The sequence below is a fragment of the Paraburkholderia sp. MM5477-R1 genome, assembly GCF_050436385.1.
GTDB classification, from domain to species: Bacteria; Pseudomonadota; Gammaproteobacteria; order Burkholderiales; family Burkholderiaceae; genus Paraburkholderia; species Paraburkholderia tuberum.
Window position 1 is genome coordinate 938103 of record NZ_JBNDMC010000007.1, and the last position, 23374, is coordinate 961476.

Genomic DNA, 23374 nt, shown 5'->3' on the forward strand with positions numbered 1-23374 from the left:
TTCACCTGTACTGGCCTGCACCGGGGAACGCGCCGTAGGGCATCGTGCCCGAGGGATAGCGCAGCCTGCACGACGCGAGGCGCTTGCCGCACTGGTCGACGGCCGGGTCGCTGGTTGGCCTGTCGTTGATGTCGGCAACAGGCGGGCCTGCATAGCCGCAACCGTCGCCGCGATACTTCCACGGACACGAGTTGCAGATGACCTGCCGACGCGGTAGCTGTTCGCCTTCCACGTCGAACGCGACCGCGAGTTCGAGCTCGACCGCCTGTGCGCTCTCGTGAACCTTCTGATTCACAAAGAACACGTCATCGGCGAACTGTTCGTTCGGGTCCGCAGTCGGGTTGCCGTCCGCGAAGTTCACCGCATCGAGATAGCGCGCGAGTGTCCGCTTGCGCGTGACTTTCGCGCCGACCATGTCGCGATAGAGACGGCAGAGGGCGGACATGATGCCGGGCACGTTCGACACGATGAAATGCGGACGCGGCAACGTGCCCTGACTTTTCCACTCGAAGCCTGTCGCCTGTACCGGATAGCGCTGGTATGTGAGGCCCTGCCAGATCACGTCGCTGTCGAGTTCGTTCGTGCCCGCGTGAAAACAGACGACCGGCGTCGGTGCGTTAAAGCGTGAGAGGTCAAGCTGGAACAGGATCACGACCGCGCCCGGCGACAGGCCCTGAATGTCTCCGCGCAGCGTCATTGATGCACCTGTTCGAACGTCATGGTGATGTTCATGAGCCGGGAGCCGTCCGCGACCTGATCGCCATACGCCAGCGACCACTTCGGGCAGATCACGTCTTCGGCGCTCGCGGTGCGCGGCGGTGTCCAGTTGAAGACATCGACACCGTTGCGGGCTTCAAGGAAGGCGATCACGGCGTCGGCGACGCTCGCCGCCTGGTTGCGCATCTGCACCGACCACACACGATCCTGCGTGTTGATCCCGTCCGGGCGGCGTTGCGCATAGCTGTCGCCAAACTGTGCCTTCATGACGCGAGGCTCAAGGTCGTAACTCGCGTCGGTCACGCACCAGTAAAAAACCGCGCCAGCGGCGCGGTCTGTCGGAGGCGCGAGGTGCGCAAAGTCGATGTCGGATTCTTCGATCATGATGCGAGCATCCCGCCAGTGCGCTTCTCGGTGGCGATGACCTGACGCACGACCGCGCTGATGCGCTTGCCGAGCTCAAGCGCCTTCTGGTCGTCGCCCTTCGAGTCTTCGCTCTCGCTGTTCCGGTTGATGTTCACGTTCACGGTCACGCCGCCGCCTGAGGTGTCACCGGTAACGACCTTGCCCGGCACGTTCGGCGCGAAGTACTCGGCGTGCAGCGGTGTTTCATTCACGCGATAGAACTGGCCGGGCGAGACAAAACCGCCCGCCATGCGAGCGCCGCCGAAGATTCCGGCAAGTGAAGACATCCAGCCGCCGCCCGACATGCCGCCACTAATCGAACTCACCAGCGGTTCGAACACGTTCTTGTAGACAAGCAGCTTCGCGATGTCCTTCAGCATCGACGTCACCATTTCGGAGAACGACACGCTCGCATCCTTCGTGCTGAACACGAAGTCGACCAGTGCATCGGACGACTTTTTGCCGAACCCTTCGATTGCCTGCTGGATCGACTTAAGCTGGTCCTTCATCGGGTCGGTCTTCTGGATCGCGTCGGTCATGCGCTTCGCTGCGGCCTCGGTCGCCGCTGCGACCTGATCGGCGGTCATCAACTGATCTGCCAATGCCTGCTGAAGTTCTTCGACCGTGCGGATGTATGCACGCGTCGGGTCGATGGCGTCGAGTTGCGTCGCCGCGAAGTCCTTCAGCGATTCACGTTGCTGGATCAGCGCCTTGTCTGCATCGTCGCGTGCCTTCTGTTCGTTCTCCTGTGCCTGCTTCTGCTGCTGCTGTGCGGCGGTCAGCGTTTGATACGCCTGTTGCAGTTCGACCAGTTGGGCCTGCTGTACCTTCGTGAACTTCTGGAACTTCGGATCGGTGAGCAGTTCCTGCATCGCGTCGCCATCCGCAGCGGCCTTGCGAAGCTGTTCCGATAGCGTCTGAAGCATCTGCGCATACTCATCGACGCCTTGCTTCGCGCGCTTGCCTGCCGCAGCGTTTGCATCGAGCGTCGCCGTAAACTTCACGACCGGCTTTTCGTCCCAGCCCGCAGTCGGATTGCCGAGGTCGAGCGGGTTGTCGGCCATCTCACGCTGTAGCGCCTTCGCCTTCGTCATGCGGCCGGTGAGTTCATCCATCGACGCATTCGATTCGTCCATCGCGGAGCGCGCCGTATCGAGTGCCGCCTTGAAGTCTCCCGCAAAGAACTGTTTCGCCGCCGCGCCGTAGCCCTGGAGCTCCTTCCATGCAATCGCAATCTCGCCCGCCAGCGAAGCGACATCCAGAATCAGATCGCTAATGATCGTGCCGATTCCGACCAGCACCTGATGCCATACATCGCCTTCCTGATGCGCCTGCGTGATCGAGCGGACCAGCGTATCGATGGCGGGCGTTAGCTGCTGCGCGATGATCGCGAACGCGCCTTCGGTCGCATTGTGCAGGCGCGTGAGGTCATCATTCAGGTCCGCCATTGCCTGCGCGGTGGTGCCTGAAATAATCAGCCCGAGCGATTCCGCTTCCTGACGTGCGGCAATCAGGCCGTCGCGTCCACCGTCAAGCAACGGGATCAGCGCCTGGCCCTGTTTGCCGAATAGCTGCGTGGCGACCGCCGCTTTTTCCGCGCCATCCTTGAACTGCGACATCGCTTCCGCAATGTCTTCGAACGCCTTTGCCGGGTCTTCATTGCGAAGCGTGTTGACATCGAGCCCAAGCGCCTTGATCGCAGCGGCCGAATCGGAGAGCGGATCGCGCGCTTCGAGTAACGCCTTGTTCAACCCCTTGAATGCGGTCGTGAGGTCATCGGTCGTGACGCCTGCGAACGCGCCCGCGTATTGCAGCGCGGAGAGCGCTTCGGTCGTGGTCCCGATGCGTTGTGAGAGCTTGCCGAGCGCATCGGCGTTGTCGATAGCGGCCTTGATCTTGTCCGCGAAGCCCTGCGCGAAGCCCTGCGCCCACTGCGCGCCGGCCAGCACAGCGGACGCCGAAGTCGCCTTTGCAATCGTGTCGAGTGATGACTTGATTTCGGTCTGCGCCTTCTGCATGTCGGTGCGCAGACGCGACACATCGGCGGCGAGCTCAAAGATCAGCGAACCAGCGGAAGCCATGCGTTACCCCCATGCGGCTATTTCATCGTCGACGTCGAGCAGTTCCGCCGCGTTCTCGTCCACCTCGGGCGGAAAGAGCAGATACGACCAGCAGAAAAGTTCGTGTGAATCCATGCGCGCCCTCACGTCCCCCGCCGTCATATGCAGATGCGAAGCCACTGCAAAGACAAGGCGCGTTACGGGGTTCGTCAGGTGTTTCCCACGTTCTCCCGACTCAGACCGCAGACGCGCACCGCTGCGGCGCGCAGATCGAGCCAGTCGACGTAGCATTGGCCCGGCAGTTGGGAGAGCAGTTCGGACGTGAAGCGCTCGCCGTGCTCGCCCGTCGCGCACAGCGCCACCAGCGCGCGATACGGAATGTCCGCATCCTTCGACTTCTCGACCGTGCCGACAATGCGCTCGATGTCCGCAGGCGCGGCGGCTGTCAACGTGACCGTTCCGAAGTGCCGCGTCCTGACCTTCTCCGACAGCGGCTTCGGAATCGCGAACATCGGTGCGGGTGGCTTGCTCATGTCGTTCATCCGTTCCCCCTGTTAGCTGACGGTGACGGCCTGGGCGCTCACAGGACTTTGAGCAACGCCGCCGACAGTCGGCGTGACAGCGGCCGTGTACGAGCCCAACGCCTGATAGTCGTGATTGCCAGTCAGCGTGCCGCCCGGAATCGTTTCGCCGCTCGTGCCGTCGCCCCAATCGACTTCGAACGAATCGGCCGCACCGCCCGTTTCACTGAGCGTCAACGTCACGGTGAGCGGCGCGGCTCCCGTCAGCGGCGCAACGCTGGCCGTCATTGAGTAAGGCGCTGCGCTCACGGTCACGGTGTTCTGTGACTTGAAGGGCGCGGTGTCGCTGCCTGCGATGGTCGCGACGACCGCAGGCTGATACGATCCGGCCGCGTTGTAGGTGTGCTCCGCGACGTTGGTCGTGACTGCCTCGGGCGGGGTTCCATCTTTCCAGTCGACCGAGTACTTCGTCGCGTGTCCGCCTGACTCGTTGAGCGTCAGCGTCACAGCGAGCGGCGCGGTGCCCGAGGCCGGACTTGCAACCGGCAGCAGCACGTACGAGTCGGTCATCTGACCGGGCGGCATGGTGAGGATAGATGCACCCGTGACCTTCAGCGTCGCGGCGCCCTGTACGGCCTGATCGACACCACCCGATTCGTTGATGGACTGCACGATGACCGGCAGCGTGCGCATCGCGCCATTGCGATAGATGATCTCGAACATGCGTTCAAGGCCGTCTTTCTGCGCTTCGATGAGGGCCTGATAGTCGGGGTCGGTCGGGTCGATGAAAAAATCGAACGTCAGCGTGCCGGGATCGGTGAAGCCGATCAGATAGGATTTTTCGTCATCGCACAGCGTCGTGGTGTCGATCTGCGCGGCGGCGTTCTGGTTGATCTGGTAGGAGACCGCACACACGTCGATGAACGCATGCAGCACATAGTGCGCGTTCGTGGCGTTGAGGTCCGTGGTCTCGCGCGACGTGTCGCTGTTCGCGAGCGTCGCCGTTTTCGTTTCGGCGTCGATGTTCTGAAGCACGAACGTCTGCCCGTCGAGACTTGACCAGCCGGTGCCGGTGACGAGGACCGGCACGCCGTTCGTGAGCTTGCCCACGTCATCGAAGACGGCGACGCAAGGCGCAGACTTGCTCGCGTTCGTCAGGGAACCCGTCGCCGCATCAGCGGCGGTCAGGTCTTCGAGATACATCTTCGTCTTCTGCGCGCTGATCGCCTTCTTCATTGCGTCACCTTCTCGGGTTCATACCACGTTGAAATGTCGATGGTCGTTCGATGAATTCGGGTGTCCTGCTCGTACAGGTCCTGCTCGTTCTCGACGTTCGGCGGGTCAGGACATGCACGCAGGGCCGCGAGCACCGCTTCCATGTTCATGAGCGCGTCGCGATGGGTGCGCGCATAGCTGTCGATCTGGTAGCGCACGAGGTCGGTCTGCGCGTAGCCGTCCATCGTGTTTTGCGGCGTCTGTGAGATGCGCTGGAACACGACATAGGGTTCGCGCACGTCCATCGGCACGACCATTAAAAAAGCCCTTCCGGGAAGGGCTTCGTCGAGTACGGCGTAGATTTCGGATTCGGTCATGGCGTCCCCGGCTTGTAGGTCACGCCGTTGGCCTTGCACCACTTCGCCACCTGTTTTTGCAGCGCCTCGTTGAGCTTGCGACCGGCCTCGTCCTGCTTCGCCATTGCAGCGGGACGCAGCCAGGGCTTGCTGTTCATCTTCGACGTTCCGAACTCGAGAAAGCGACCATAGAACGGGTCGTCACCGTACGGCTTGATGACCTTTCCCTTGCGGGTCTTCGCCTGGTTCTTCGGGCGCTTCAGCTTCACGTCGACGCGCGCCGCGAGCCCGGTTTTCTTCATGCGGCCCCGCGTGATCCCTTTCGCCAGCGTGCCGGTGTAATGCACGCTTCCGCCGAACTGCCGCTCGACGTTCTGCTTCGCCTGATCCATGATCGGCTTCGCAGCGGTCATCAGTGACGAATAGAGCATCTTTCGCTGCATCTGCTCGGGCAGCGTGCGCAAAAATTCATCCAGTTCCCTGAGTCCCCGCACTTCATTGACGTTCACGTTCACGGCTGTCCCCCTTCGGTGACGCTGCCATCGGTACACATGAGCCACATTTCAGGCTTGCCGAGCACGGTCGGGAGCACGACATCGATGCCGTAGACCTTCGTACCGAAGACGACCCGCATCGACGCATCAACGCCTTCGAGCCAGCGGATGCGGATTTTCGAGATGACATTGGGCCGGTACTCGGCCGACATCAGCCACTCGCGGCCCTTCAGCGGGACGATCTCGGCCCACACTGTCGCGAAGGGTTCCCACTGGTCGGCGACCGCCTCGCCGGTCGGCTCCTGAGTTACGACAGGCCGCTCGATGTTCACGCGCTGCTCAAGGCGTGCTGCGTCCGCGCCGGTTGTCCTGCGTGTCATGACAGCGCCGGATCGCGAAGCGGATACAGGATCGCGACGACCGCGTTAGGCGGATAGCCTTGCAGCCATGTCTGTGACTCGGCCCCGTCCGGGTCACGCAGGAAGGTGCCGACCATCAACAAGGTCGCCTGCTTGACTTCGGCAGGCACGACATCAGGTGTCGGCCACGGGTTTTCCTTCAGCTTCAGATAGTTCACGACGACGCTCGATGCACCGGCAATCGCGAGCGCGATGTCCGCGTCCATTGCTTCGCCATCGATGCGCAGGCGGGCCTTCACTTCGTCAGGCGTTACGAGGTCAGTCATCAGCGGCTCCCATCACGCGACGCGGCCGAGGTCGCGAAAGTCCTTGCCATCGCGCCCGCGCTTCACCGCGAGCGTCCATGCGTCCGGCGCCGTGTCGGGCTTCGCATCGGTCGGCGCATCGCAATGCCAGAGCGACCCTGCCCACGTCACCACATCGCCCGGCTCGTAGATGCGGCCCGGCACGTAGACACCGCGATAGAGCATCACCGGAAAAGCGAAGGTCACGTTCTGTTGCGCGCCGCTTGCGAACTGGATCGTGAAGGCGATACCGCGTTCGCCGTCGCGTTCAATGGCGAACGTGTTTATCCCTTCGACGATGCAGGCCCAGCCGTTCTCGCCATCGGTGTTCGCATGCGCGCGCCAGAGCCCGCCGCGATGACTTGCGACCGTGCCGCGTGCGTAGGCCCTGCCAAAGTCGATCGCAGGCAGCACATCAAGGTCTGCCGCGTCGCGGCCGTCCGCACCGTCACGACCATCCTTGCCGTCGCGACCGTCGCGGCCATCCTTGCCGTCAGTCCCGTTGTGGCCATCCTTGCCGTCAGCCCCGTTGTGGCCATCCTTGCCGTCAGTCCCGTCGCTGCCATCCTTGCCTTCAGTCCCGTTGTGGCCATCCTTGCCGTCGATACCGTTTCGGCCGTCTTCGCCTTTGTGCCCGTCCACGCCGTTGACGACCGGGCGGTCTTCAAGGGTCTTCACGCGGGATTCGAGCGGCCCGAACAGTGTCGCGACGTGTGAGCGGATCGCCTTCGCGATCACGTCAAGCCATGCGTCGAGGTCTTTAACCATGATCCGGTGCGCTCCCATTCAGTCGCGCCATCAGCAGCGCGTAGACCTTTTGCGGGTCCTGCTCGTCGGCGGGCTTCGCCGGTTCATCGGCGGCGGGCAGTGCGGGCGTGGGCGTGGTCGCGGGCGTCGGCGCGGGCTTCGCGAAGGGTGCGTTGCGGTCGCGTTCATCGAGCGCCGCGAGCGAGTAATTCTGCTGTTGCAGGTACGGCGTCTGTCCGCCTTTGACCGGCTTCATGTTCAGCTTGCGGCGGGCTTCGTTCGGCGCGACGATGCCGCCGCCGACGCCATCGGTCAGTGTCTTGACCATCGTCGCCGTATCCATGCGGAGCAGGCCGTCCAGATCGCATTCCGTGCGGTACTGCGGTTGCACCGCGAGGCCTTCGTCCATGCACAGTTCCAGCGACTCGATCAGCGATTGCAGGCACTGCGAGTAGTAGTTCTGGCTCAGGGCTTCGATGTTGTTATAGGTCGGCGCGGTGCCGATGCCGACCATGTAGCCCGGCACATGGAAGACCGAGCAGACGATCTCGGCGGTCATCTTCAGTTGCTCGATTAGCTGCGCATCGACCGCGTTCATGGTCAGGGCTTCGTACTTCAGGCCGTCGCCGAGCACCGCGAGCCGGCCCCGGTTCACGCCGCCAAAGTTTTCCTCCCACTTATCCTTGAGCCGCTTCGCCGTGTCGTCACCGATCGCACCGGGTGCGACCAGCACGCCCCCTGGCTGCGCGCCGTTCTCGAAGAACGAGGCCGAGTTGTTCTGGATCGCAAGGCCCTGACGTGCAGCCAGGGCACACGCGAATAGCGGCGACGTGCCGACGAGCGGATGGAACAGGCAGTTCATCCGGTCGTGGATGATTTCGGACGCCGGTACGACGATCTCGTCGGGCAGGTTCGCGAGCTTGTCGGAGTTCAGCCGGTAATAGACCGAGCCGTCATCAGTCACGAGCGGGAGCACTCGATACGGGTCGAGCACGTAGAGGCCGACCACGACGCCGCGTGCGTCGCGTTCCTTCAGCACGTACGCATTGCCGCGCGTGAGCTTCGACATGATCCAGTTTTCGATGAACTGGATGCGGTTCTGGTAGCTGTTCGGTTTGCGCAGGACCGGCGAATAGGCCGCGTTCTGTGTCACGTACCAGATGTCGTCGCCATCGCTCTGCATCAGCCGGATACCGAGCTTGCCGATGTCCGCACTGATGAGCGTGATACACGCATACACCGCGTGATAGGCGAGCACGGTTTCGGGTGCGAGTTCCCTGTTCTGCTGCCACGCACCCGAAAACGGCTCGCGGATAATAAGCGGCCACCAGCCACCATTGCCACCCGAATTGACAGGCGACACGTTCTGCGGCATCACCTCGCGCGGTGCGGCGCGCGTGATCTGAAGGCCGAGAATCCGCATGTTATGCCCCGGTAGTGTCGTCGTCGGCGCGCTGGTCACGGCGGCGATAGCGGCCTTTCTTCGGCTTCGCGTCGCCGTTTGAATCCCCGCCCTCGGCGCGCACGTCGCGCGGCGTCGTGCCCGGTTTGGAGCTCGGGCTGGCGGTCGCGGCCTTCGCCGCCTTCGTTGCGATCAGCACGCGCGCATCGCTGTCCTTCGCGTCAAATTCATCGCCCGGCTTGCGGTCGCGGCCTGCATAGCCGAAGCGCCGTATCGCAATCAGTTTCATGTCGCGCCCCTGAAAAGAAAAAAGGACGAACCCGGAGAGGATTCGCCCTGTTACCGCGTGAAGCGTTACAGCGGTGCGGCTTCCGGCGCACCGTAGTTCGCGCCACGGATGTAGGCGCAGGCCAGCGCGCGGCGCGGCTTCCAGTTGATGAAGCGCTCGGCCCGCAGCGCGATCATGTTCTGTTGCCAGAGGCTGACAAGGCCCGTTCCGCCGCCGCTCGGCGCGGAATCCATCTGAAGCGAGGCTTCGCGCGAGGCGTCGAGCGTCACGCCACCGTCATCCGCGAGCAGCACTTCCTTCGGCTGCACAAGGATGATGTGATACAGACCGCCCGCGTCCTTCGGCACATTGGTCGAGCAGATCACCGGCAGACCGAAGAACGTACCGCCGTTCATGTCGATGCCGGGGAACTCGGGCTGACCCAACGCGTTCTGCATCATGCCGAGCGTGAGCGCCATCACCGGGTCCATGATCCAGTACGCGCCTGCGACCGAAGCATTGTTCGCAGTGAATGCGGAGAACACACCACGAATGTCCGCGCGCACTGCCTCGCCAGTCGTGCCGCTCGCGTCGATATACGACGCCTGATGCGTGATCGAGTCGGGAGACACGCCCGGAACCTCGGCCTTTGCCGGATCGACAAAATCGTGATCGAGCAGTTGCGTGATCGTTTCGATCAGGTCCTGCTGAACGATCGGTTCGGCTGACGGATTCGAGAATCGGACCAGTTCATCGGTCATCACCACGATCCCGGCGACCTTTGCAAAGCCGAGCGTCATTGTTTCGAAGCCGAGCGCGCTGACGGGCTTCGCCTGACCTTCACCGACCCATTGCGCCGATGATGGCGTGGTCTGCGCGGGCATCTTCACGTTGAACGGCACGCGACGGAAGCCGCTGATGCGTCCGATGATCGTGGCCGGCCGCAGCAGTTCGATGAACTCGCCCGCCATGTTCTGGTACTGGACGAGCGGCCCGGCCCATGCCGGGTCGGTCGTGGTGCCCGCAGCCACGGCAGCGCGCAGCACGATTTCGACTTCCGGCGTGCTGTCGTGCCAGCCGCGTGCGATCTCTGCGGCTTGCAGCAAGTTGCCTTTGGAGCGGGCGAGCGCGATTGCATAGCGCGTGAACGCCGTGCCCTTGGCGAGGTTCGGCGTGACGCGAATGACCGGATCGGCTCCCGCGCCGACCGCGCGCACCGTCGATGCGCGTTGCGGGCTGGTTGCGCCGTCGACCGGCGTCGCGGTCCTGACCTGTTGCGCCTCGACGAGCTTCAGCCGGCGAAGGTGTTCGTCGATCGCCTTGATGTCGAGTTCGAGCGTGTCGAACTCTTCCTGTTGCGCGGCGTCGAGCGTCGCGCCGTCTTTGGCGGCAAGTTCGATCAGTTCGGACATGCGCGCCTGCGCAGCGGCGCGCTTCGCCTCGAACGCCGCGATCATTTCTGCGAGATTCATTTGTTGCTCCGATGGATGGTCTGAATCACGAAGGGTTTTGCGCAGGCGCGCGCGAGGGTGTGATCGAGTCGCACGACATGACCGCCGCCAATGCCGAGCGCGGCGCGGGTGGTCGTATCGATTGAACGGATCGTGTTGATGGTGGCTTCGGCATTGGCCGGAATCGTGACGAGCGAGAGCTCGATCCACTCCCATGACAGGTAGCGGATGCCGCCTTCGTCCATGTACGAGTATTCGAGCGGGCGGAAGCCAATTGACACGGCCCGCACGAGCTTCGCTTTCACGCTCTGCCAGGCCTCGTCGAGCCGGTCTTTCAGCGTGCCGGGGTCGTCGACCTTCGCGACGGTCGCGCGAAACGGAATCCCGTCTTGGGTGAGCTTCGCGAACTCGACCGTGCCGACCGGCGCGGTGTGCTCGTGCTGCCAGAGCAGTGGCATCGGAACGGCGAACTTCGCGCCGAGCGGTTCAACGATGTCGCCATAGCGGTCAGCGGTGGGCGTCGATGCGATGCCCTCGATCACGCGGGCGTCGTCGTCCGCGCTGCGGATGGTCAGCAGCGAATAGGCTCGTTCCATGATGGGTGCCCCTAGAGGAAAAACATCTGGTACTCGGGCTGGCGCTCGGTCGCGCCGTCGAGTGCGAGAGCGACAGCCATCGTCAGGGCGACGAGGCCGTCGATCTTGTTCTTGCCGATCTTGCGTTTGGTGAAGACGCGGTTGTTCTTCGGGTCCGTCTCGATCACGGCGCTGTTCACGTTCCAGCGCAGGCACGGATTGAAGGCGACGCGCAGCTTGTTGTCGAAGACAAGCTGTTCGATCTGCTCGATCGAGCGCGGCATCCACAGGCCGGACTCCGCGGCGCGGTGGAAGCCCTGACCGTGCGGGACCAGCTTCAGCACGAGCGCGGCGTCGTCGAGGTCCTTTTCGAAGTACTTGATGCGGTACGGGTCGAAGGCGATGCCCCCGATCGTGAGTCGCGCCTCCAGTTCGGCGAGCCGCCGCACCACGTCGCCGTAGTCGACGGCCCGACCTTTCGAGGCGTGCACGAATCCCGCCTTGACCCACACCGGGTACGGCACGGCGTCACGGCGCGAGCGTTCCTGCATCGTGTCTTCCGGCGACCAGAATTCGACGAAGGCGTCGACGCTGCCATCGTCCTGAACGCAGGCCGCAGCGAGCGCGGTCAGGTCGCGGGTGCCGGACAGGTCGAGTCCGCCGTAGACATTGCGGCCCTCCATGCGGCCGATCAGGGCATCGCGTTCGCATGCGGCGTGGGCGACGACCTGCTGCCACAGGCCCGAGCCTTCGACCTCGGCGGCGGCCTGCTGCGTGATCGTCGGCGCGCCGACTTCGCAGCTGCGCCACAGGTCGCTACTGATCCACGGATCAGCGGCATCGACCCACTGGCAGAAGTTCAGCCGCCGCACGGTGGATTCGAGCGACGGCATGCCGCGCGCCTGCCGGACCTGTTCGTCGAGATAGGAGTGCTGGATCGTCTGCCCGAGCGAAGGATTCGCTTTCACCCAGCAGGCCTCGTCCTCGAATGGGTCTTCGTCCTCGTCGAGTGAACAGATGAAGGCGAAGAACGCATCGTCGTCGAGTGTCTGTGCGGCGATCTTCTGGCCGTACTCGTGTTTCTCGTAGCAGAGCGAAGTCCGGTCGAAGCCCGAGTTCGTAATCATGAAAATGAGCGGCTGGCGTCGGCCTTTCTTGCCTGCCTGCATCATGTCGATGACGGTGCGGTCCTTGTGCTCGTGAATCTCGTCGATCAGTGCGCAGTGCGGACGTGGGCCGCTCTGTCCGGTCGAATCACTCGCGATCGTGCGGAAGAACGACGCCGTGTGCAGATATGCGAGGTTGAACGTGCGCTCGGCACGGCCTGACTTCGTGATGCGTACGCTCAGGGCGGGCGACAGGTCGACCATCGCGACGGCATCACGGAACAGGATTTGCGCCTGTTCCTTTTTCGTCGCGGCGGCGTAGACCTCGGCGCGTTCCTCGCCATCGGCGACCAGCATGTACAGGCCGATGCCTGCGGCGAGCGGTGACTTGCCTGAACCCTTCCCGGACTCGACATAGGCCTCGCGGAAACGTCGTGTACCGTCGGTGCGCTTCCAGCCGAACAGACTGCCGACGACGAAGGCTTCCCACGGCAGCAGGCCGAAGGGCACGCCTTCGAACTGTCCGCCGTTCAGACGCAGCACGTCAGGGTAGAAGTTGATGACGCGCATCGCGTCTTCGAGGTCCCACGTCAGGCCGCGCGCGCGGCCGTGCCGCAGGTCGTGCAGGTGTCGGCGGCAGGCTGCGCGAACGTCAGGGCCGGCGACGATCGCACCGTCGCTGACGTCCTTCGCGTACTGCGTGACCGGATCGGCGGCAGGCTCAGAAGTACGCTTTCGCGAGGTCCTGCTGGTCATCAGGCTTCACGCGGATGTTCGCGCGTGCCGAAGGTGAGAGACCGAACTCGGCGGCAAGGTGGACGTACTGGTACGCGGCGCGGTTCGCCGTGCCGATCAGCGGGTGCTGTATCCAGTTGCCGTTGGTCGTCTTGTAGAGCAGCGGCCGACCCATTTTCTCGAGCGCTTCCTCGGCGTCGACCCACCGCCCGTACGCGGCGCACACCGCTGCGAGCGCACCACGATCGAGTTGCGTGAGCAGGCCGAGCATGAATAGCTGCTTCGATAGCCGGTCCCACTCGGCGCGTGCCGACTTCGACAGATGCGTCGGCGGGTCGGGAATCGCGGGGTCGGGCTTCGGCTCGTACGGGTTGCGGTTCTTGTGCGTCGTGCCTTCGATCACCCTAAGGTGCGTCGGCTTTCGGGGCACGGTTCCGCGACCTTTGCGGATGCTTCCGGGCATGGGTCACCGTTTTGAGGATGGAGCGCGAGGGTCGGTGTTGCGCCGCCGCTGTACCGGTGGAACCGGTCATCGCCTGCTTCTCGCGCGTGATGGGTTTTGGGTAAGGCTGTGCGAACGGCAGAATCTGCTCACGCATGGCGTCGTCCAGCGGGAGCAGGTATCGGTGTTTGTCGCCGCCGTCGATGCGTTCGGCCTTCGGGTCGATGTGTGCCCTGAGCCACGGGATGCTGTTGCCGTTCTTGCCCCAGCGGTTCTCGGCGGACTTGCCATGCAGCACCTCGCCATTGACGACGACGCGCCTGGTCTTCGAAGCCCCGGTGTAGATCCAGTTCATCGCCTGGTAGATGCCGCCGTGATGTCCCTGCGCGGCGTCGGCATAGCTGATTACGAGCCGCAGGCCCGGCGAGGCCTTGCGCAGGAACCGGATCGCCAGCGACACGATCCGCGAGACGGGTGTCGTGTGGTCACGCAGGGCGACGCGGGTCAGTTCGCACACGCCGGTCTGTGTCAGGCCCCACGGACTGCCGATGTAGCGGCAGGCGCCGCGAGAGAACAGGACCGCGCCGATGAAGCGGTCGTTCTCCCACGCGCCGATCTTGACGTTCGTGCCGAACGGGACCGAGCGCGAGTAGTGCCAGTGCGCGCAGGCATAGTCCACCGCCTGCGCAGTGGCCCAATCCACCCGCAGGGCAGTTTTCGCTACCGGTGCTGGCGACTGGCGTGCGGGCGTGCTCATGAGCGCGGGACTTCGCCGCCGCAGTGCGGGCAGATCAGCGGTTGCAGACGCGAGAGGTCGCCCTGTTCGCCCGCGCTGCCGGGGTTGAATTCGCCAGCCTTCGCGAGCGCATCCATCTCGTCGTTCGTGAACCCGAGCAGGCTCAGGTCGAACTTGTCGGCTGCGAGCGCGTCGAGTTCGATGGCGAGCAGATCGTCGTCCCACGGTGACTCTGCGAGACGGTTGTCGGCGAGCACGTAGGCGCGGCGCTGTGCGTCGGTCCAGCCCTTCGCGACCATGACCGGCAGCTTCTGCCACTGAAGTTGTCGCGCGGCCAGGACCCGGCCATGTCCCGCGATGATGGTGCCGTCTTCAGCGGCGAGTACCGGCACCGTGAAACCCCATTCCTTCATGCTTGCGGCAAGCTGCGCGATCTGCGTCGCCGAGTGCTGTTTCGCGTTGCGCGCGTAGGGAATCAGGCGCTCGATGTCCCATAGCTGCACCTTCGCGGCAGGCCACTGCGCAGGCGCTGGCGCTGACGGCTGATCCATTGAAGACTCCTATCGAGGCAAGCCCGGCGATGGAACGAATTTATGGAAAAAAAGGAGGGCTCGGGGTTTCCTCTGAAACCGGGCAAAACATTCGGACGACCCCCACGGCGGTCCCCGAGGTCGGCGCGCGGCGTTATCGCGATTCGAGTGGCGAGCCGAACAGGTCACAGCCGCTCTGACGCTGGCCGAAGTCGTCGCGGGTCTTGGCTTCGTGACACGGCACGCAGAGCGACTGAAGGTTGCCGGGCGCGTCGGTGCCGCCCCTGAACAGCGGCACGATGTGGTCGACCTCGGCGGCGGCGGTGACGAAACCCTGCTTCATGCAGACCGCGCAGAGCGGATGGTCCCGCAGTTGTCGCTGTCTGATCCTGAGCCAGGCACGGCCTCGGGTACGGGTTTGTACGCGGGGCTGGGCAGAAGGAGACATGACACTTGGCCAAAATGCTAGGAGCCTCTGGCAGGCTTCATGGCTGTCCTACTACCTGCTGACCGTCACCAGAGGCTTCTAGCTGTCTGGTCCCGGCTTCTCGCCGCTGTTTCTCGTCCTTCAGAAGGTCCTGAGCGGCATCAGTCATCCGGGACGCGACCCAAAACCCTGACTTATTCAGGGACATACCAGTCGCCAGCATCTCTGTCGGAGTCAGGCAGCGGCGGGCAGCAGGCAGGCCGTCGCCTGTGCCGAAGGTCCCGGTGCGGTGCTTCTCGAAAGCGCCGCATGAGTTGAACAGCAGACCGCACGCGGCGCACTGGTTGCGGTCACCGGACAGGGTTTTGCCTTCGCGCATCGCGCGGGCCTGAGCCATCGTCACCATCAGGAAGTCCTCCGGCCAAAAAAAAAGTCCGCTCCTTCGCCGGAAGGAAACAGACTTGGAGCGGGACGTGCACACGACGCCCACCCTGGCATCAGGATAGGTAATTTGTCCCACGCCTTCAAGTCACGTTGGCACGGTCTGCGCTTCGCACAGACCGTCAGGCACGAAGGCGTGTTCCAGCGTCGCGAGCGCATGCCGTTCCAGTTCATCGAGCAGCGTGTCGAGTTCGGCCGCACGGCGTGCGAGTCCCGAGCGGCTGGTATGCGTGCGGCGGGCGATCTCCCGCAGCGACAGGCCATCGCCGTAGCGCGGCGGCAGATAGCGACGCCAGAGCAGGTCCCACACGGGATCGGCGAGCCAGTCGGTCGCCGGGGCGGGAGCCGGACTGGTGGCCGAGAGCAGCACCACCAGCCCGGACACACCCAACTGCTTCTCGCCGGGCGTCTGGGAATAGCGCGCGAGGACCGCATAGGCCTCGGGGTCCGGGAGCAGTCGCAACACGGCCTGCCGCACGAGCGCGCACTGCGCGCGGGCTTCGAGCCGCGTGAGGCCCGAGAGGTCGACGACGCGCGACGGCCTGCCGAGCAGTTGCCGGACCCAATCGGCCTGGATGCGGCTGCGACTCGGCCGGACGGCAGCGATCATGATGAGCGCGCGGCGGGTCGCACCCGCGTCGATCACGGGTGTCACCGCCATGCGATAGCTGGTCGACAGCGCTACGCTCACGTCCCGGAAAGGCTCACCGTGCATCTGCTTTCTGCTCCTTCGGGTCAGTTGCCGGCTGCCGCAGTGCCGTGTTCCCGGCCGCAGCGCTGACGAGCGCATTGCGTGCGAGGCGCGCGATGTTCGGCAGTGAACCGGCAGTCGTGCTGCCTTCGGCGATCTCGGCGATCAGTCGCAGTGCTTCGCGCAGACGGTCATTGTCGGCAGCGAGGTGGTGGCGGATCGCGTCGAGTCGAACGGTCATCAGTCGTTCCTGATTTTTCATGGTGTGAACGGGTCTTCGGCAGACACCTGTCGCGGCATCGTGTCGAACAGGTGCAGTTGCGGTTCGTGATACGGCAGGCGCGCGACCGTCACGACAACATGCGCCTCGGCCTTCGGTTCGCCGCGTCGTGCGTCGATCTTCCACACGAAGCGGTCATCGAGAAAGACGCGGTTTTTCATCGCATCGAGCAGGACCTTCAGCGAGTTGTCCAGGTCGATGCAGGCGACGTCGTCCTCCCACCTGTCGCCGAACTTGCGCATGCGCTGCACGGCATCCTGCGGCAGCTTCGGATGCAGGACGACCGTGATCGAGACACGACCGTCGATCGGCTCGCGGACCTTCGCGAGCTTCAGCAGCCACGCGACTTCACGGCGATAGGCCTTCGCTTCGGCGGACACGACCGTCTGTGCGTGACCTGCGACGACATAGGTCCGCCAGTAGCGGTTCGAACTCACCGGATACGGCAGCGTCAGCGTGACCGGCTGCTCTGCGGTCTCCAGGAGCGCGGCGGTCTTCACGGCAGTTCCTCGAACATGACCATCGCGTAGTAGCCGCAATTGCTCGGGCGCACCGGCAGATCGGCGAGCATGTGCAGGTAGTCCGCGCTCCAGTGATTGCGCGGCCACGCATCGCACAGGAACGCAAGGACGCTCTGCGGGTCGGCGACGACACCCTGTGCGATCAGCACGCGGATCGCGGCGAAGATCATGCCGTGCTGGTCGTGCGAGAAGTGTCGCGGTATCAGTCCCGCGCAGTGCAGCAGCGACTGGTTGCGCTGAAGCAGGCAGGCCAGCACGCGCTGCTCACCACGCGTACGGCGATCAGTCTCGAACTTCATGGCCGTTCTCCGTCGACAAGGGCAGCGACCAGCACCGGCAGCGCGACGGTCAGGTCGATGCCGGGTTCAATGTCGCCGATCAGATGGGCGATGCGATGCAGTGCGTCCTGTGCGCGGCCGAGGTCGTGATCGAGCACCTCGATCAGCGTCGCGACCGACAGCCGTTCGTGGTCGGTCAGCGGTGCGCTCAGGTTGCGCAGACGGCGTGCGCTGATGATCGCGAAGTGGCTCATGCTGTCACCTCTTCGTCGTCGGTGCCGGGTTCACGATCGCCGTGCTCGCCGTAGATGTGCGGCGACGGTACACGCGGCGGCAGGTCACCGGCGACCAGCGAGTGCGGCACGGTCACGGTCGGCAACAGCCTGCCGAAGTCGTCAAGCTGATCGCGGCGGACGGGATGCGACGCGCACCAGTTCGCGATGGCCTGCTGGGCGAACGTGAGCTTATGCAGGGGAATGACACGTTCGTCGGCTTCACGCAGGATGCGGAAGGCCCACTCGATCCCGGTCGAGCCGGTCGGGACCCGTGCGCGTGTGGCGACCGGGCGGAGCAGTTCGCGGATTTTCGCGAGGCTGTCTTCGCCGGCCGGCGTCAGGCAATGCTCGTGCGTGATCGCCGCTTGCTCGTGCCGCACGTACATCGGATCGATCGAACAGAGTTCGATGAAGCGCGGCAGCGTCGGCGGATACTTCTCGTGGAACAGCGCTGCGACACCGCGCTTCAGGCCTGCGTCGCTCACGCTCGCGAGGCCTTCGCGCCACGTCGCCTTGACGCCTGCGATGTCGATGCCGCGCCACAGGTCGAGGAATCGCGAGCCGTAGATCGACGACATGCGATCGAACAGCCGTTCGACCCAATGCTCAGGGATGCTTCGTGTCATCGCTGACCTCCCGCATCGGCACGTCGATGACACCGCTCCGGCGTTTGTCCCGTCCGGTCAGCCCCTTGTAGGTCGCCTGGCGCTCCTTCCCCAGCGAATCGAAGTTCGATGACGGGTGCCCGTTGACGGCATGCGGCGAATGGCCTTCGCGAAGCCAGTTGCCGACGATCCCGGCGACGTAGTTCGCGCCGACCGGCAGGCCATGCTTTTCCGCAATGGCGACGGAGCAGGCTTCGTCGAACAGGGCGGCGGTCGCGCCTGCTGTGACAGCCTTCCCGATGCGCTCGGCAGAGCGGGTGACGTAGCGCACATCGCGGGCACGCAGGTTCGCTGCGATCGTGTCGGCGACTGCCTGCGGTGGCTGCTGCGTGCCCACGGCGTTCGGCGTGAGGGTCTGTGCATCGTCAACCGGCATGCTCGCGGACGACGACAGCGATCGCGACAGCGATCGTGACGGCGACAGTCCGCTCGGGCTGCTTCGTGCGCGCGCGCGAGGTTTACCGTTGTCGTCTTTAGAGAGATTGGTTTTAAGGTTTTTGGTGTTAACAGAGACAGAGACAGTCTCTGTTCCTTTCCCTTTCCCTTTCCGTCCGTGAGTACTCAGTGAGTGTTCCTGCTCGGCCTTGTCCGGCAAGGGATACAGCGGTTTCGACGGACGATTGATCAACTGGTGTTTTGTGAACGTCGGGATGTGCAAAAAGCGCTCTGCAAAACTGCCAAAATTTTCCGGAGCACTCACGGAGTACTCCGTGAGCAATCCCTGAGCGATCAGTGAAACCAGCAGCGGCTCGACCTCGATCGTGTCGCCCGGAAAGACCTGCATTTTCAGCTTCTCGGGGTCGCGCGGCAGGTTGCCGTGGTCGTCGGCGAACGACCACGTTCCGATGAACAGCAGCCGGGCTGCGAACGATACCCGCGTGACCTGCGGGTTCGTCCAGAACTCGGGCTTGATCGTGCGGATGCGGGCCATGATGACCTTATGCCGCGTCGTCGAAGATGCGCTGCGCCTGCGGCACGTCCGCAAGCTGCTGCCACTGTGACGACTGGTTCTTCGTGATGCCGTGATCGGCAAGCGTCTGTCCTACCGGTCCAGTGGATTGACCGGTAGCCTGATACGGCTGGCCGCCCCTGGCCTTCGTCATCGCCTTCAGCAGTTCCCCGGCGCGGCGCTCTGCGCGAACGCGGACTTCCTGCGCCTGCCGCTCGGCGTCGAAGTTCTGGGCCTGCTTCGCATAGACTTCGAGCGCGACGGCCTTGTCACGCAGGTCCTTCACTTCGTCGATCGCCGCACACTCGGCGATCGCAGTACACATCGCGACATATCGGGCGTCGACGACTTCGTGCTTCACCTCGCGAAGGGTGGTCATGGCAGCGGCTCAGTCGTCACCGCTCATGGGCAGCGGCGTGACCTGCACCGCGTTGAAGCTGCGAAGCTGATCGGCAAGCGTCGGCTCGCCCGTCTCTGTGATGCGGCCTTGCGCGCGCATCGAGCACCACCAGACGAACAGGTCACCGACCTGCTGTTCGGCGCGTTCATGGGCATCGCACCATTGCTGCTGGCGCGGCGTGACGATCGATACGACAGGTCCGGCGTTCATGTCGTTTCCTCGATGGCAGGAGTCGGCGGGAAGTGAAGCGCTAGCGCCTCGTGCGGCTTGTCCGGCAGGAGCCTTTTTGCATTCGGCGTGCATTAAGGCTGCGTTGAGAGGTCGGGCGGGGTAAAGAAAAGATTAGATACGCCGTGGTGATTAATGCAAGCAGAATTTTTTTTGAATAACCGGATGGTCCGCCCAGTGGCTTTTTCCCAGAGTGTGGTGAATGGCGATCTCACGCAAGTGCCGTCAGCCTGAGAGCCGAGTTAATACCGTCTAAGTGAAAACCCGTAATCGCGCCAACGGGCTTGCGTTATGTACTTCACACCCTAACGGACTGAAAGAAATATGGTGGTCGACGCCTAAGGGTAAACACTATAACTTCGCGGATCGTTGAGCCAAATCGCCTTTGCACGGGTGTTTACCCTGTGTTAAACGTTTGCATCAAACTGATATTCTCTCGGCTTGTTACCGGAAACACTTCAGACACCACCACAAGCGGGCACCGACCCCGCCCGGCGACTTCTGCATTCGCGTCCAAATAAAATACCTTCCCTTTATGTTGATTCAGGTCTATTTTTCGAATCCTGCATTAACGCTTATTCACCTATCGTCAATGCGAGGCATTATCTTCATTAGAGTTTTCACTGATTTTTTCCGCTAATTCCATATTAGAGCTTTCACTGATTCGCGGTCTGAAAAGCCCTGCCGGTATTGAATGGGACAGCCCCGATCGCGCGAATAGAACTTGTGAAAATGTCCATGAAAAAACGCACTTCCGTAACGGTCGGCACCTACAGCACACTCGACCAGTTACACAGCGCCCGGTCGCTGATCGACGAGCTTATCGCCAGGGCTAGCGAACCCGGCGCCGAGCCCACCCGTAAACCCCGTCCGCGTTCGCTCACCGCGCTCGGCCTGCCGAAACAGGTCATCAACGCGTTGCACGCGGCCAGCATCCGCAGCCTCGACCGGCTGCTCGACGAGTCGGCGCCGAGCCTGCTCCAGATTCCCGGTCTTGGCCTGCGCTCCGTCAGTAACCTGCAAGCCGTGCTCGCCGAGCACGGCCTATCGCTTGCAGAGGCAACCAATGAACAGGATCGACAGGACCGCATGGCTGGCAGAGCGTCGGCTCGGAATCGGCGGCTCTGACTGTGCAGCCGCGCTCGGTGTGGACCCGCACGTCACGCAACGCGAGTTGTGGGAACGCAAGCTCGGCCACCTGCCCGAAGTCGAAGACAACGAGCGGATGGCCGCAGGCCGTCATATCGAACCGGCGATCGCGGCGTGGGCGTCCGAGAAGTATGGCCTTCAGCTTCGCCAGCGCCATCAGTCACTCGTGCATCCGAAGTACAGGTGGATGCGCGCGAACATCGACAGGCTGGTCGTCGGCGAGCGGCGCGGTGTCGAGATAAAGAACGTCGACTGGCTGGTCGTGCGCCAGTCCGCCGAGTGGGGCCCGGACGGGTCCGACTGCGTGCCTGAGCGGTTTTTTCTGCAATGCCATCACTACATGGCGGTCGTGAACTACCCGGCGTGGGACCTGATCGCCTGCGTCGGCGGCAACGAACTGCGCCGCTATCACATCGACCGCGATCCTGAACTGATCGAGCTCGTCGTCGAACACGAGCACGACTTCTGGCTGCACGTCGAGCGCGAGGAACCGCCCGAGTTCGACTACGACAGTCCCGCCACGCTCGACCTGATAAAGAAACTGCATCCCGGTACGGGCGGTGGTGTCATCGACCTGCCCGACGAAGCCGTCCACTGGCACGGCGCGCTGCTCGAAGCACAGTCGAAGGCGAAGAACTACGAAGCCGTCGCCGATGGCTGCAAGGCCCATCTGCTCGATCTGATGGGCGACGCTGCGATCGGGAAGCTGGCGACCGGTGGTGAATACCGGCGGAAGATCGTCCAGCGCAGAGGCTACACCGTCGAGCCGTGCCAGTACACCGATCTCCGTTTCTCAAAGGGAGCCAGCCATGACGAATGACGTGATCGAAGTCCAGCAGGACAGTGCCGACCTGTCACCGCGCAACTTCGGCGAGATGATGCAGTTCGCCGAGATGATCGCGGCGAGCGGCCTCGCACCGAAGGATTATCAGGGCAAGCCCGAGGCCTGTGCAGTCGCGATGCAGTGGGGCAACGAGCTTGGCCTGAAGCCGATGCAGAGCCTTCAGAACATCGCCGTGATCGGTAACCGTCCGGCGCTATGGGGCGACGCCGTGCTTGCGCTCGTGATGTCCAGCCCGGCGTGCAAGGACGTGATCGAGTTCTACGAGCACGAAGACACGGCGGACGCCGTCGCGGTCTGCATCGCACAGCGTCACGGCAAGGCCGACCGGACCGCGCGCTTCAGTCTCGCCGATGCGAAACAGGCGGGCCTGCTCGGCAAGGACGTCTGGCAGAAGTATCCGAAACGCATGTTGCAGATGCGGGCGCGCGGCTTCGCCCTGCGTGACCAGTTTCCGGACGTGCTGCGTGGTCTGCCGATCGCCGAGCTTGTCCGCGAAGCGATCGACATGGGGCTGGTCGAGCAGGTCGATGCGGCAACAGGCGAAGTGAGCGGCCGGCACGAAGCGGCCGGGGCGGCATCACGCGCCGAGGCGGTGAAGGGCCGGTTGCGCAAGCCGCCGAAGCTGCGGGACGTGCTCGCGGCAATCGACAGCGCGAGCGACGCACAGGCCCTCGCCGCTGCTGGCGATCTCGCGGGGCGGCTGACTGACGAGAAAGAAAAGCAGCAGGCCCGCGAGCACTATCAGGCGAAGCTGAACGCGGAGAAGACGAAGTCGCGCAGCGCGCCGCCGTCCGGCACAAGCCCGCAGGCCGATGTGTTTTCACCGAGCTACGCCGATGTCGCAGCTGCGATTGATGCGGCCGAGCGGCGTCGGGATGTCGAGGCGCTTTCTGCTGCACGGGACCTGATCCGCTCGGTCGCCGATGAAGGACAGCGCAACGAACTGAACACGCTGTTCGAAGCGGCGATGCAGCGGCTCGATGGCAGCGAGACCGAGGCCGCATCATGAACGTGACCGACCCTCATGTGCTCGGCACCGAGTTCGAGCGCTTCGCGAAGTCGAACATTCCGCCCGGCGCGAGCCTCGCCCAGCACTCCGATGTGCAGCGCGCCTTCTTCGCGGGCGTGCTGGTCCTGTTCGGCATTCATGACGTGCTCGCCGAGATGCCGGAACAGCAGGCGGTCGAAGCACTCGACCGCATCCGTGAAGAGGCGTTCGCGTTCGCCGTCACGCAACTCGTGATCAACGGACGTCTTTCAGAGAGAGGGCCACTGCCATGACTGACTTCCAGCGGCATGAGAGCGGCGACGAGCGCTTCATAAGCAGCATCGAAGACCTCGCGGACCGGATCACGCCGATCAGCACGGCACTCGTTGAAACCGCACAGGCGTTAGATGACCTGACGACATGGATTGACGAAGACGACCTGTTCTTTCGCGAGTATGAGCGACGCAGGCAGATTGCCCGGGAAGCGTTCGGCGGAATGGAGCGAGACATGACAGACGACGATCTGATCGAAGCGCTAACGAATTTCGAGGATATCTTCCGGCTCGCCGATGCCATCAGGCATAACGTCGCTGCGGGCAATTACGATGTATTGCAGACCAACGTCGACGTGCTCTGTGCGGAACTGACGGACGGCCTGCGACATATGCGTCCGCTTATCGTGCGCGCTGCGTCATCCATTGCCGGGCATCACATCCCGAATTTCTTTACTGGCCTGCTCGAACTGGTCGACGCGCCACAACCGAGGGAGAACTAA

34 protein-coding genes are annotated in these 23374 nt (G+C 63.5%); 5 read left to right on the forward strand and 29 right to left on the reverse strand.

The genetic code is table 11. From position 1 onward, the window contains the following. Window position 1 precedes the first annotated feature (1 nt). The 29 genes from OKW35_RS33225 to OKW35_RS33365 form a co-directional block, all read right to left on the reverse strand. Complete coding sequence (locus OKW35_RS33225; protein WP_429554295.1) at window positions 2-697, reverse strand: phage minor tail protein L; 696 nt, start codon at window positions 695-697, stop codon at window positions 2-4. Further along, window positions 694-1101, reverse strand: coding sequence for a phage tail protein (locus OKW35_RS33230; RefSeq protein WP_429554296.1), 408 nt, complete (start codon window positions 1099-1101; stop codon window positions 694-696). Before OKW35_RS33230 ends, OKW35_RS33225 begins: the two co-directional genes overlap by 4 nt. Beyond that, window positions 1098-3203 carry a hypothetical protein gene (locus OKW35_RS33235; protein ID WP_429554297.1) on the reverse strand — a complete coding sequence of 702 codons (2106 nt, stop codon included), beginning with the start codon at window positions 3201-3203 and terminating at the stop codon, window positions 1098-1100. The genes OKW35_RS33230 and OKW35_RS33235 overlap by 4 nt, the downstream gene beginning before the upstream one ends. A 188-nt stretch (window positions 3204-3391) precedes the next feature. Next, the gene (locus tag OKW35_RS33240; protein ID WP_429554298.1) at window positions 3392-3715 is read right to left on the reverse strand and encodes a hypothetical protein; all 324 of its coding nucleotides are present in this window, start codon (window positions 3713-3715) and stop codon (window positions 3392-3394) included. Between the two features lie 21 nt (window positions 3716-3736). Further along, the gene (locus tag OKW35_RS33245; RefSeq protein WP_429554299.1) at window positions 3737-4939 is read right to left on the reverse strand and encodes a phage tail tube protein; all 1203 of its coding nucleotides are present in this window, start codon (window positions 4937-4939) and stop codon (window positions 3737-3739) included. Then, on the reverse strand, window positions 4936-5295 hold the full coding sequence (gene gp17 / locus OKW35_RS33250) for a tail completion protein gp17 (RefSeq protein WP_429554300.1): 360 nt from the start codon (window positions 5293-5295) through the stop codon (window positions 4936-4938). Before gp17 ends, OKW35_RS33245 begins: the two co-directional genes overlap by 4 nt. Next, window positions 5292-5789 carry an HK97-gp10 family putative phage morphogenesis protein gene (locus OKW35_RS33255; RefSeq protein WP_429554301.1) on the reverse strand — a complete coding sequence of 166 codons (498 nt, stop codon included), beginning with the start codon at window positions 5787-5789 and terminating at the stop codon, window positions 5292-5294. The genes gp17 and OKW35_RS33255 overlap by 4 nt, the downstream gene beginning before the upstream one ends. After that, window positions 5786-6148 (reverse strand): phage head closure protein, encoded by a 363-nt coding sequence (locus OKW35_RS33260; protein WP_429554302.1) that lies wholly within the window; start codon window positions 6146-6148, stop codon window positions 5786-5788. The genes OKW35_RS33255 and OKW35_RS33260 overlap by 4 nt, the downstream gene beginning before the upstream one ends. Beyond that, window positions 6145-6453 carry a head-tail connector protein gene (locus tag OKW35_RS33265; protein ID WP_429554303.1) on the reverse strand — a complete coding sequence of 103 codons (309 nt, stop codon included), beginning with the start codon at window positions 6451-6453 and terminating at the stop codon, window positions 6145-6147. The genes OKW35_RS33260 and OKW35_RS33265 overlap by 4 nt, the downstream gene beginning before the upstream one ends. 12 nt (window positions 6454-6465) lie before the next feature. Further along, window positions 6466-7239: a hypothetical protein gene (locus OKW35_RS33270; RefSeq protein WP_429554304.1), complete on the reverse strand. Its 774-nt coding sequence runs from the start codon at window positions 7237-7239 to the stop codon at window positions 6466-6468. Beyond that, window positions 7232-8641 (reverse strand): phage portal protein, encoded by a 1410-nt coding sequence (locus OKW35_RS33275; RefSeq protein ID WP_429554305.1) that lies wholly within the window; start codon window positions 8639-8641, stop codon window positions 7232-7234. The genes OKW35_RS33270 and OKW35_RS33275 overlap by 8 nt, the downstream gene beginning before the upstream one ends. Before the next feature lies 1 nt (window position 8642). Further along, window positions 8643-8909: a hypothetical protein gene (locus OKW35_RS33280; RefSeq protein WP_429554306.1), complete on the reverse strand. Its 267-nt coding sequence runs from the start codon at window positions 8907-8909 to the stop codon at window positions 8643-8645. 65 nt (window positions 8910-8974) lie between these two features. Further along, complete coding sequence (locus tag OKW35_RS33285) at window positions 8975-10360, reverse strand: phage major capsid protein (protein WP_429554307.1); 1386 nt, start codon at window positions 10358-10360, stop codon at window positions 8975-8977. Then, window positions 10357-10935: an HK97 family phage prohead protease gene (locus OKW35_RS33290; protein ID WP_429554308.1), complete on the reverse strand. Its 579-nt coding sequence runs from the start codon at window positions 10933-10935 to the stop codon at window positions 10357-10359. Before OKW35_RS33290 ends, OKW35_RS33285 begins: the two co-directional genes overlap by 4 nt. An 11-nt stretch (window positions 10936-10946) precedes the next feature. Beyond that, the gene (locus OKW35_RS33295) at window positions 10947-12776 is read right to left on the reverse strand and encodes a terminase large subunit (RefSeq protein WP_429554309.1); all 1830 of its coding nucleotides are present in this window, start codon (window positions 12774-12776) and stop codon (window positions 10947-10949) included. Further along, window positions 12742-13185, reverse strand: a complete 444-nt coding sequence (locus tag OKW35_RS33300; protein WP_429554310.1) for a phage terminase small subunit P27 family — start codon at window positions 13183-13185, stop codon at window positions 12742-12744. Before OKW35_RS33300 ends, OKW35_RS33295 begins: the two co-directional genes overlap by 35 nt. Next, the gene (locus OKW35_RS33305) at window positions 13160-13954 is read right to left on the reverse strand and encodes a hypothetical protein (protein WP_429554311.1); all 795 of its coding nucleotides are present in this window, start codon (window positions 13952-13954) and stop codon (window positions 13160-13162) included. Before OKW35_RS33305 ends, OKW35_RS33300 begins: the two co-directional genes overlap by 26 nt. Beyond that, a complete protein-coding gene (locus OKW35_RS33310) occupies window positions 13951-14484 on the reverse strand; it encodes a ParB/Srx family N-terminal domain-containing protein (RefSeq protein ID WP_429554312.1) in 534 nt (177 codons plus the stop codon). Before OKW35_RS33310 ends, OKW35_RS33305 begins: the two co-directional genes overlap by 4 nt. Before the next feature lie 133 nt (window positions 14485-14617). Next, window positions 14618-14806 carry an HNH endonuclease gene (locus tag OKW35_RS33315; protein WP_429554313.1) on the reverse strand — a complete coding sequence of 63 codons (189 nt, stop codon included), beginning with the start codon at window positions 14804-14806 and terminating at the stop codon, window positions 14618-14620. A 142-nt stretch (window positions 14807-14948) separates the two neighbouring features. Beyond that, window positions 14949-15296, reverse strand: a complete 348-nt coding sequence (locus OKW35_RS33320) for a hypothetical protein (protein WP_429554314.1) — start codon at window positions 15294-15296, stop codon at window positions 14949-14951. 123 nt (window positions 15297-15419) lie between these two features. Then, a complete protein-coding gene (locus OKW35_RS33325) occupies window positions 15420-16046 on the reverse strand; it encodes a hypothetical protein (protein ID WP_429554315.1) in 627 nt (208 codons plus the stop codon). Continuing rightward, window positions 16036-16263 carry a hypothetical protein gene (locus OKW35_RS33330; RefSeq protein ID WP_429554316.1) on the reverse strand — a complete coding sequence of 76 codons (228 nt, stop codon included), beginning with the start codon at window positions 16261-16263 and terminating at the stop codon, window positions 16036-16038. Before OKW35_RS33330 ends, OKW35_RS33325 begins: the two co-directional genes overlap by 11 nt. Before the next feature lie 17 nt (window positions 16264-16280). Further along, complete coding sequence (locus tag OKW35_RS33335) at window positions 16281-16802, reverse strand: RusA family crossover junction endodeoxyribonuclease (RefSeq protein ID WP_429554317.1); 522 nt, start codon at window positions 16800-16802, stop codon at window positions 16281-16283. Continuing rightward, on the reverse strand, window positions 16799-17122 hold the full coding sequence (locus OKW35_RS33340) for a DnaB-like helicase N-terminal domain-containing protein (RefSeq protein WP_429554318.1): 324 nt from the start codon (window positions 17120-17122) through the stop codon (window positions 16799-16801). The genes OKW35_RS33335 and OKW35_RS33340 overlap by 4 nt, the downstream gene beginning before the upstream one ends. Next, window positions 17119-17355 (reverse strand): hypothetical protein, encoded by a 237-nt coding sequence (locus OKW35_RS33345; RefSeq protein ID WP_429554319.1) that lies wholly within the window; start codon window positions 17353-17355, stop codon window positions 17119-17121. The genes OKW35_RS33340 and OKW35_RS33345 overlap by 4 nt, the downstream gene beginning before the upstream one ends. Then, a complete protein-coding gene (locus OKW35_RS33350; RefSeq protein WP_429554320.1) occupies window positions 17352-18002 on the reverse strand; it encodes a hypothetical protein in 651 nt (216 codons plus the stop codon). Before OKW35_RS33350 ends, OKW35_RS33345 begins: the two co-directional genes overlap by 4 nt. Further along, window positions 17983-18972, reverse strand: coding sequence for a hypothetical protein (locus OKW35_RS33355; RefSeq protein ID WP_429554321.1), 990 nt, complete (start codon window positions 18970-18972; stop codon window positions 17983-17985). The genes OKW35_RS33350 and OKW35_RS33355 overlap by 20 nt, the downstream gene beginning before the upstream one ends. A gap of 7 nt (window positions 18973-18979) precedes the next feature. Further along, window positions 18980-19369, reverse strand: a complete 390-nt coding sequence (locus OKW35_RS33360; protein ID WP_429554322.1) for a hypothetical protein — start codon at window positions 19367-19369, stop codon at window positions 18980-18982. A gap of 9 nt (window positions 19370-19378) precedes the next feature. Continuing rightward, on the reverse strand, window positions 19379-19600 hold the full coding sequence (locus tag OKW35_RS33365; protein ID WP_429554323.1) for a hypothetical protein: 222 nt from the start codon (window positions 19598-19600) through the stop codon (window positions 19379-19381). Between the two features lie 756 nt (window positions 19601-20356). On the opposite strand from OKW35_RS33365, the gene OKW35_RS33370 reads away from it, so the two are divergent. From OKW35_RS33370 to OKW35_RS33390, 5 genes are read left to right on the forward strand one after another with little or no spacing between them, the layout of a single operon-like run. Further along, complete coding sequence (locus OKW35_RS33370; protein WP_429554324.1) at window positions 20357-20746, forward strand: DNA-directed RNA polymerase subunit alpha C-terminal domain-containing protein; 390 nt, start codon at window positions 20357-20359, stop codon at window positions 20744-20746. Then, a complete protein-coding gene (locus OKW35_RS33375) occupies window positions 20685-21587 on the forward strand; it encodes a YqaJ viral recombinase family protein (RefSeq protein ID WP_429554325.1) in 903 nt (300 codons plus the stop codon). The genes OKW35_RS33370 and OKW35_RS33375 overlap by 62 nt, the downstream gene beginning before the upstream one ends. Continuing rightward, window positions 21577-22620, forward strand: coding sequence for a hypothetical protein (locus OKW35_RS33380; RefSeq protein ID WP_429554326.1), 1044 nt, complete (start codon window positions 21577-21579; stop codon window positions 22618-22620). Before OKW35_RS33375 ends, OKW35_RS33380 begins: the two co-directional genes overlap by 11 nt. Further along, window positions 22617-22892 carry a hypothetical protein gene (locus tag OKW35_RS33385; RefSeq protein ID WP_429554327.1) on the forward strand — a complete coding sequence of 92 codons (276 nt, stop codon included), beginning with the start codon at window positions 22617-22619 and terminating at the stop codon, window positions 22890-22892. Before OKW35_RS33380 ends, OKW35_RS33385 begins: the two co-directional genes overlap by 4 nt. Beyond that, window positions 22889-23374: a hypothetical protein gene (locus OKW35_RS33390; RefSeq protein ID WP_429554328.1), complete on the forward strand. Its 486-nt coding sequence runs from the start codon at window positions 22889-22891 to the stop codon at window positions 23372-23374. The genes OKW35_RS33385 and OKW35_RS33390 overlap by 4 nt, the downstream gene beginning before the upstream one ends.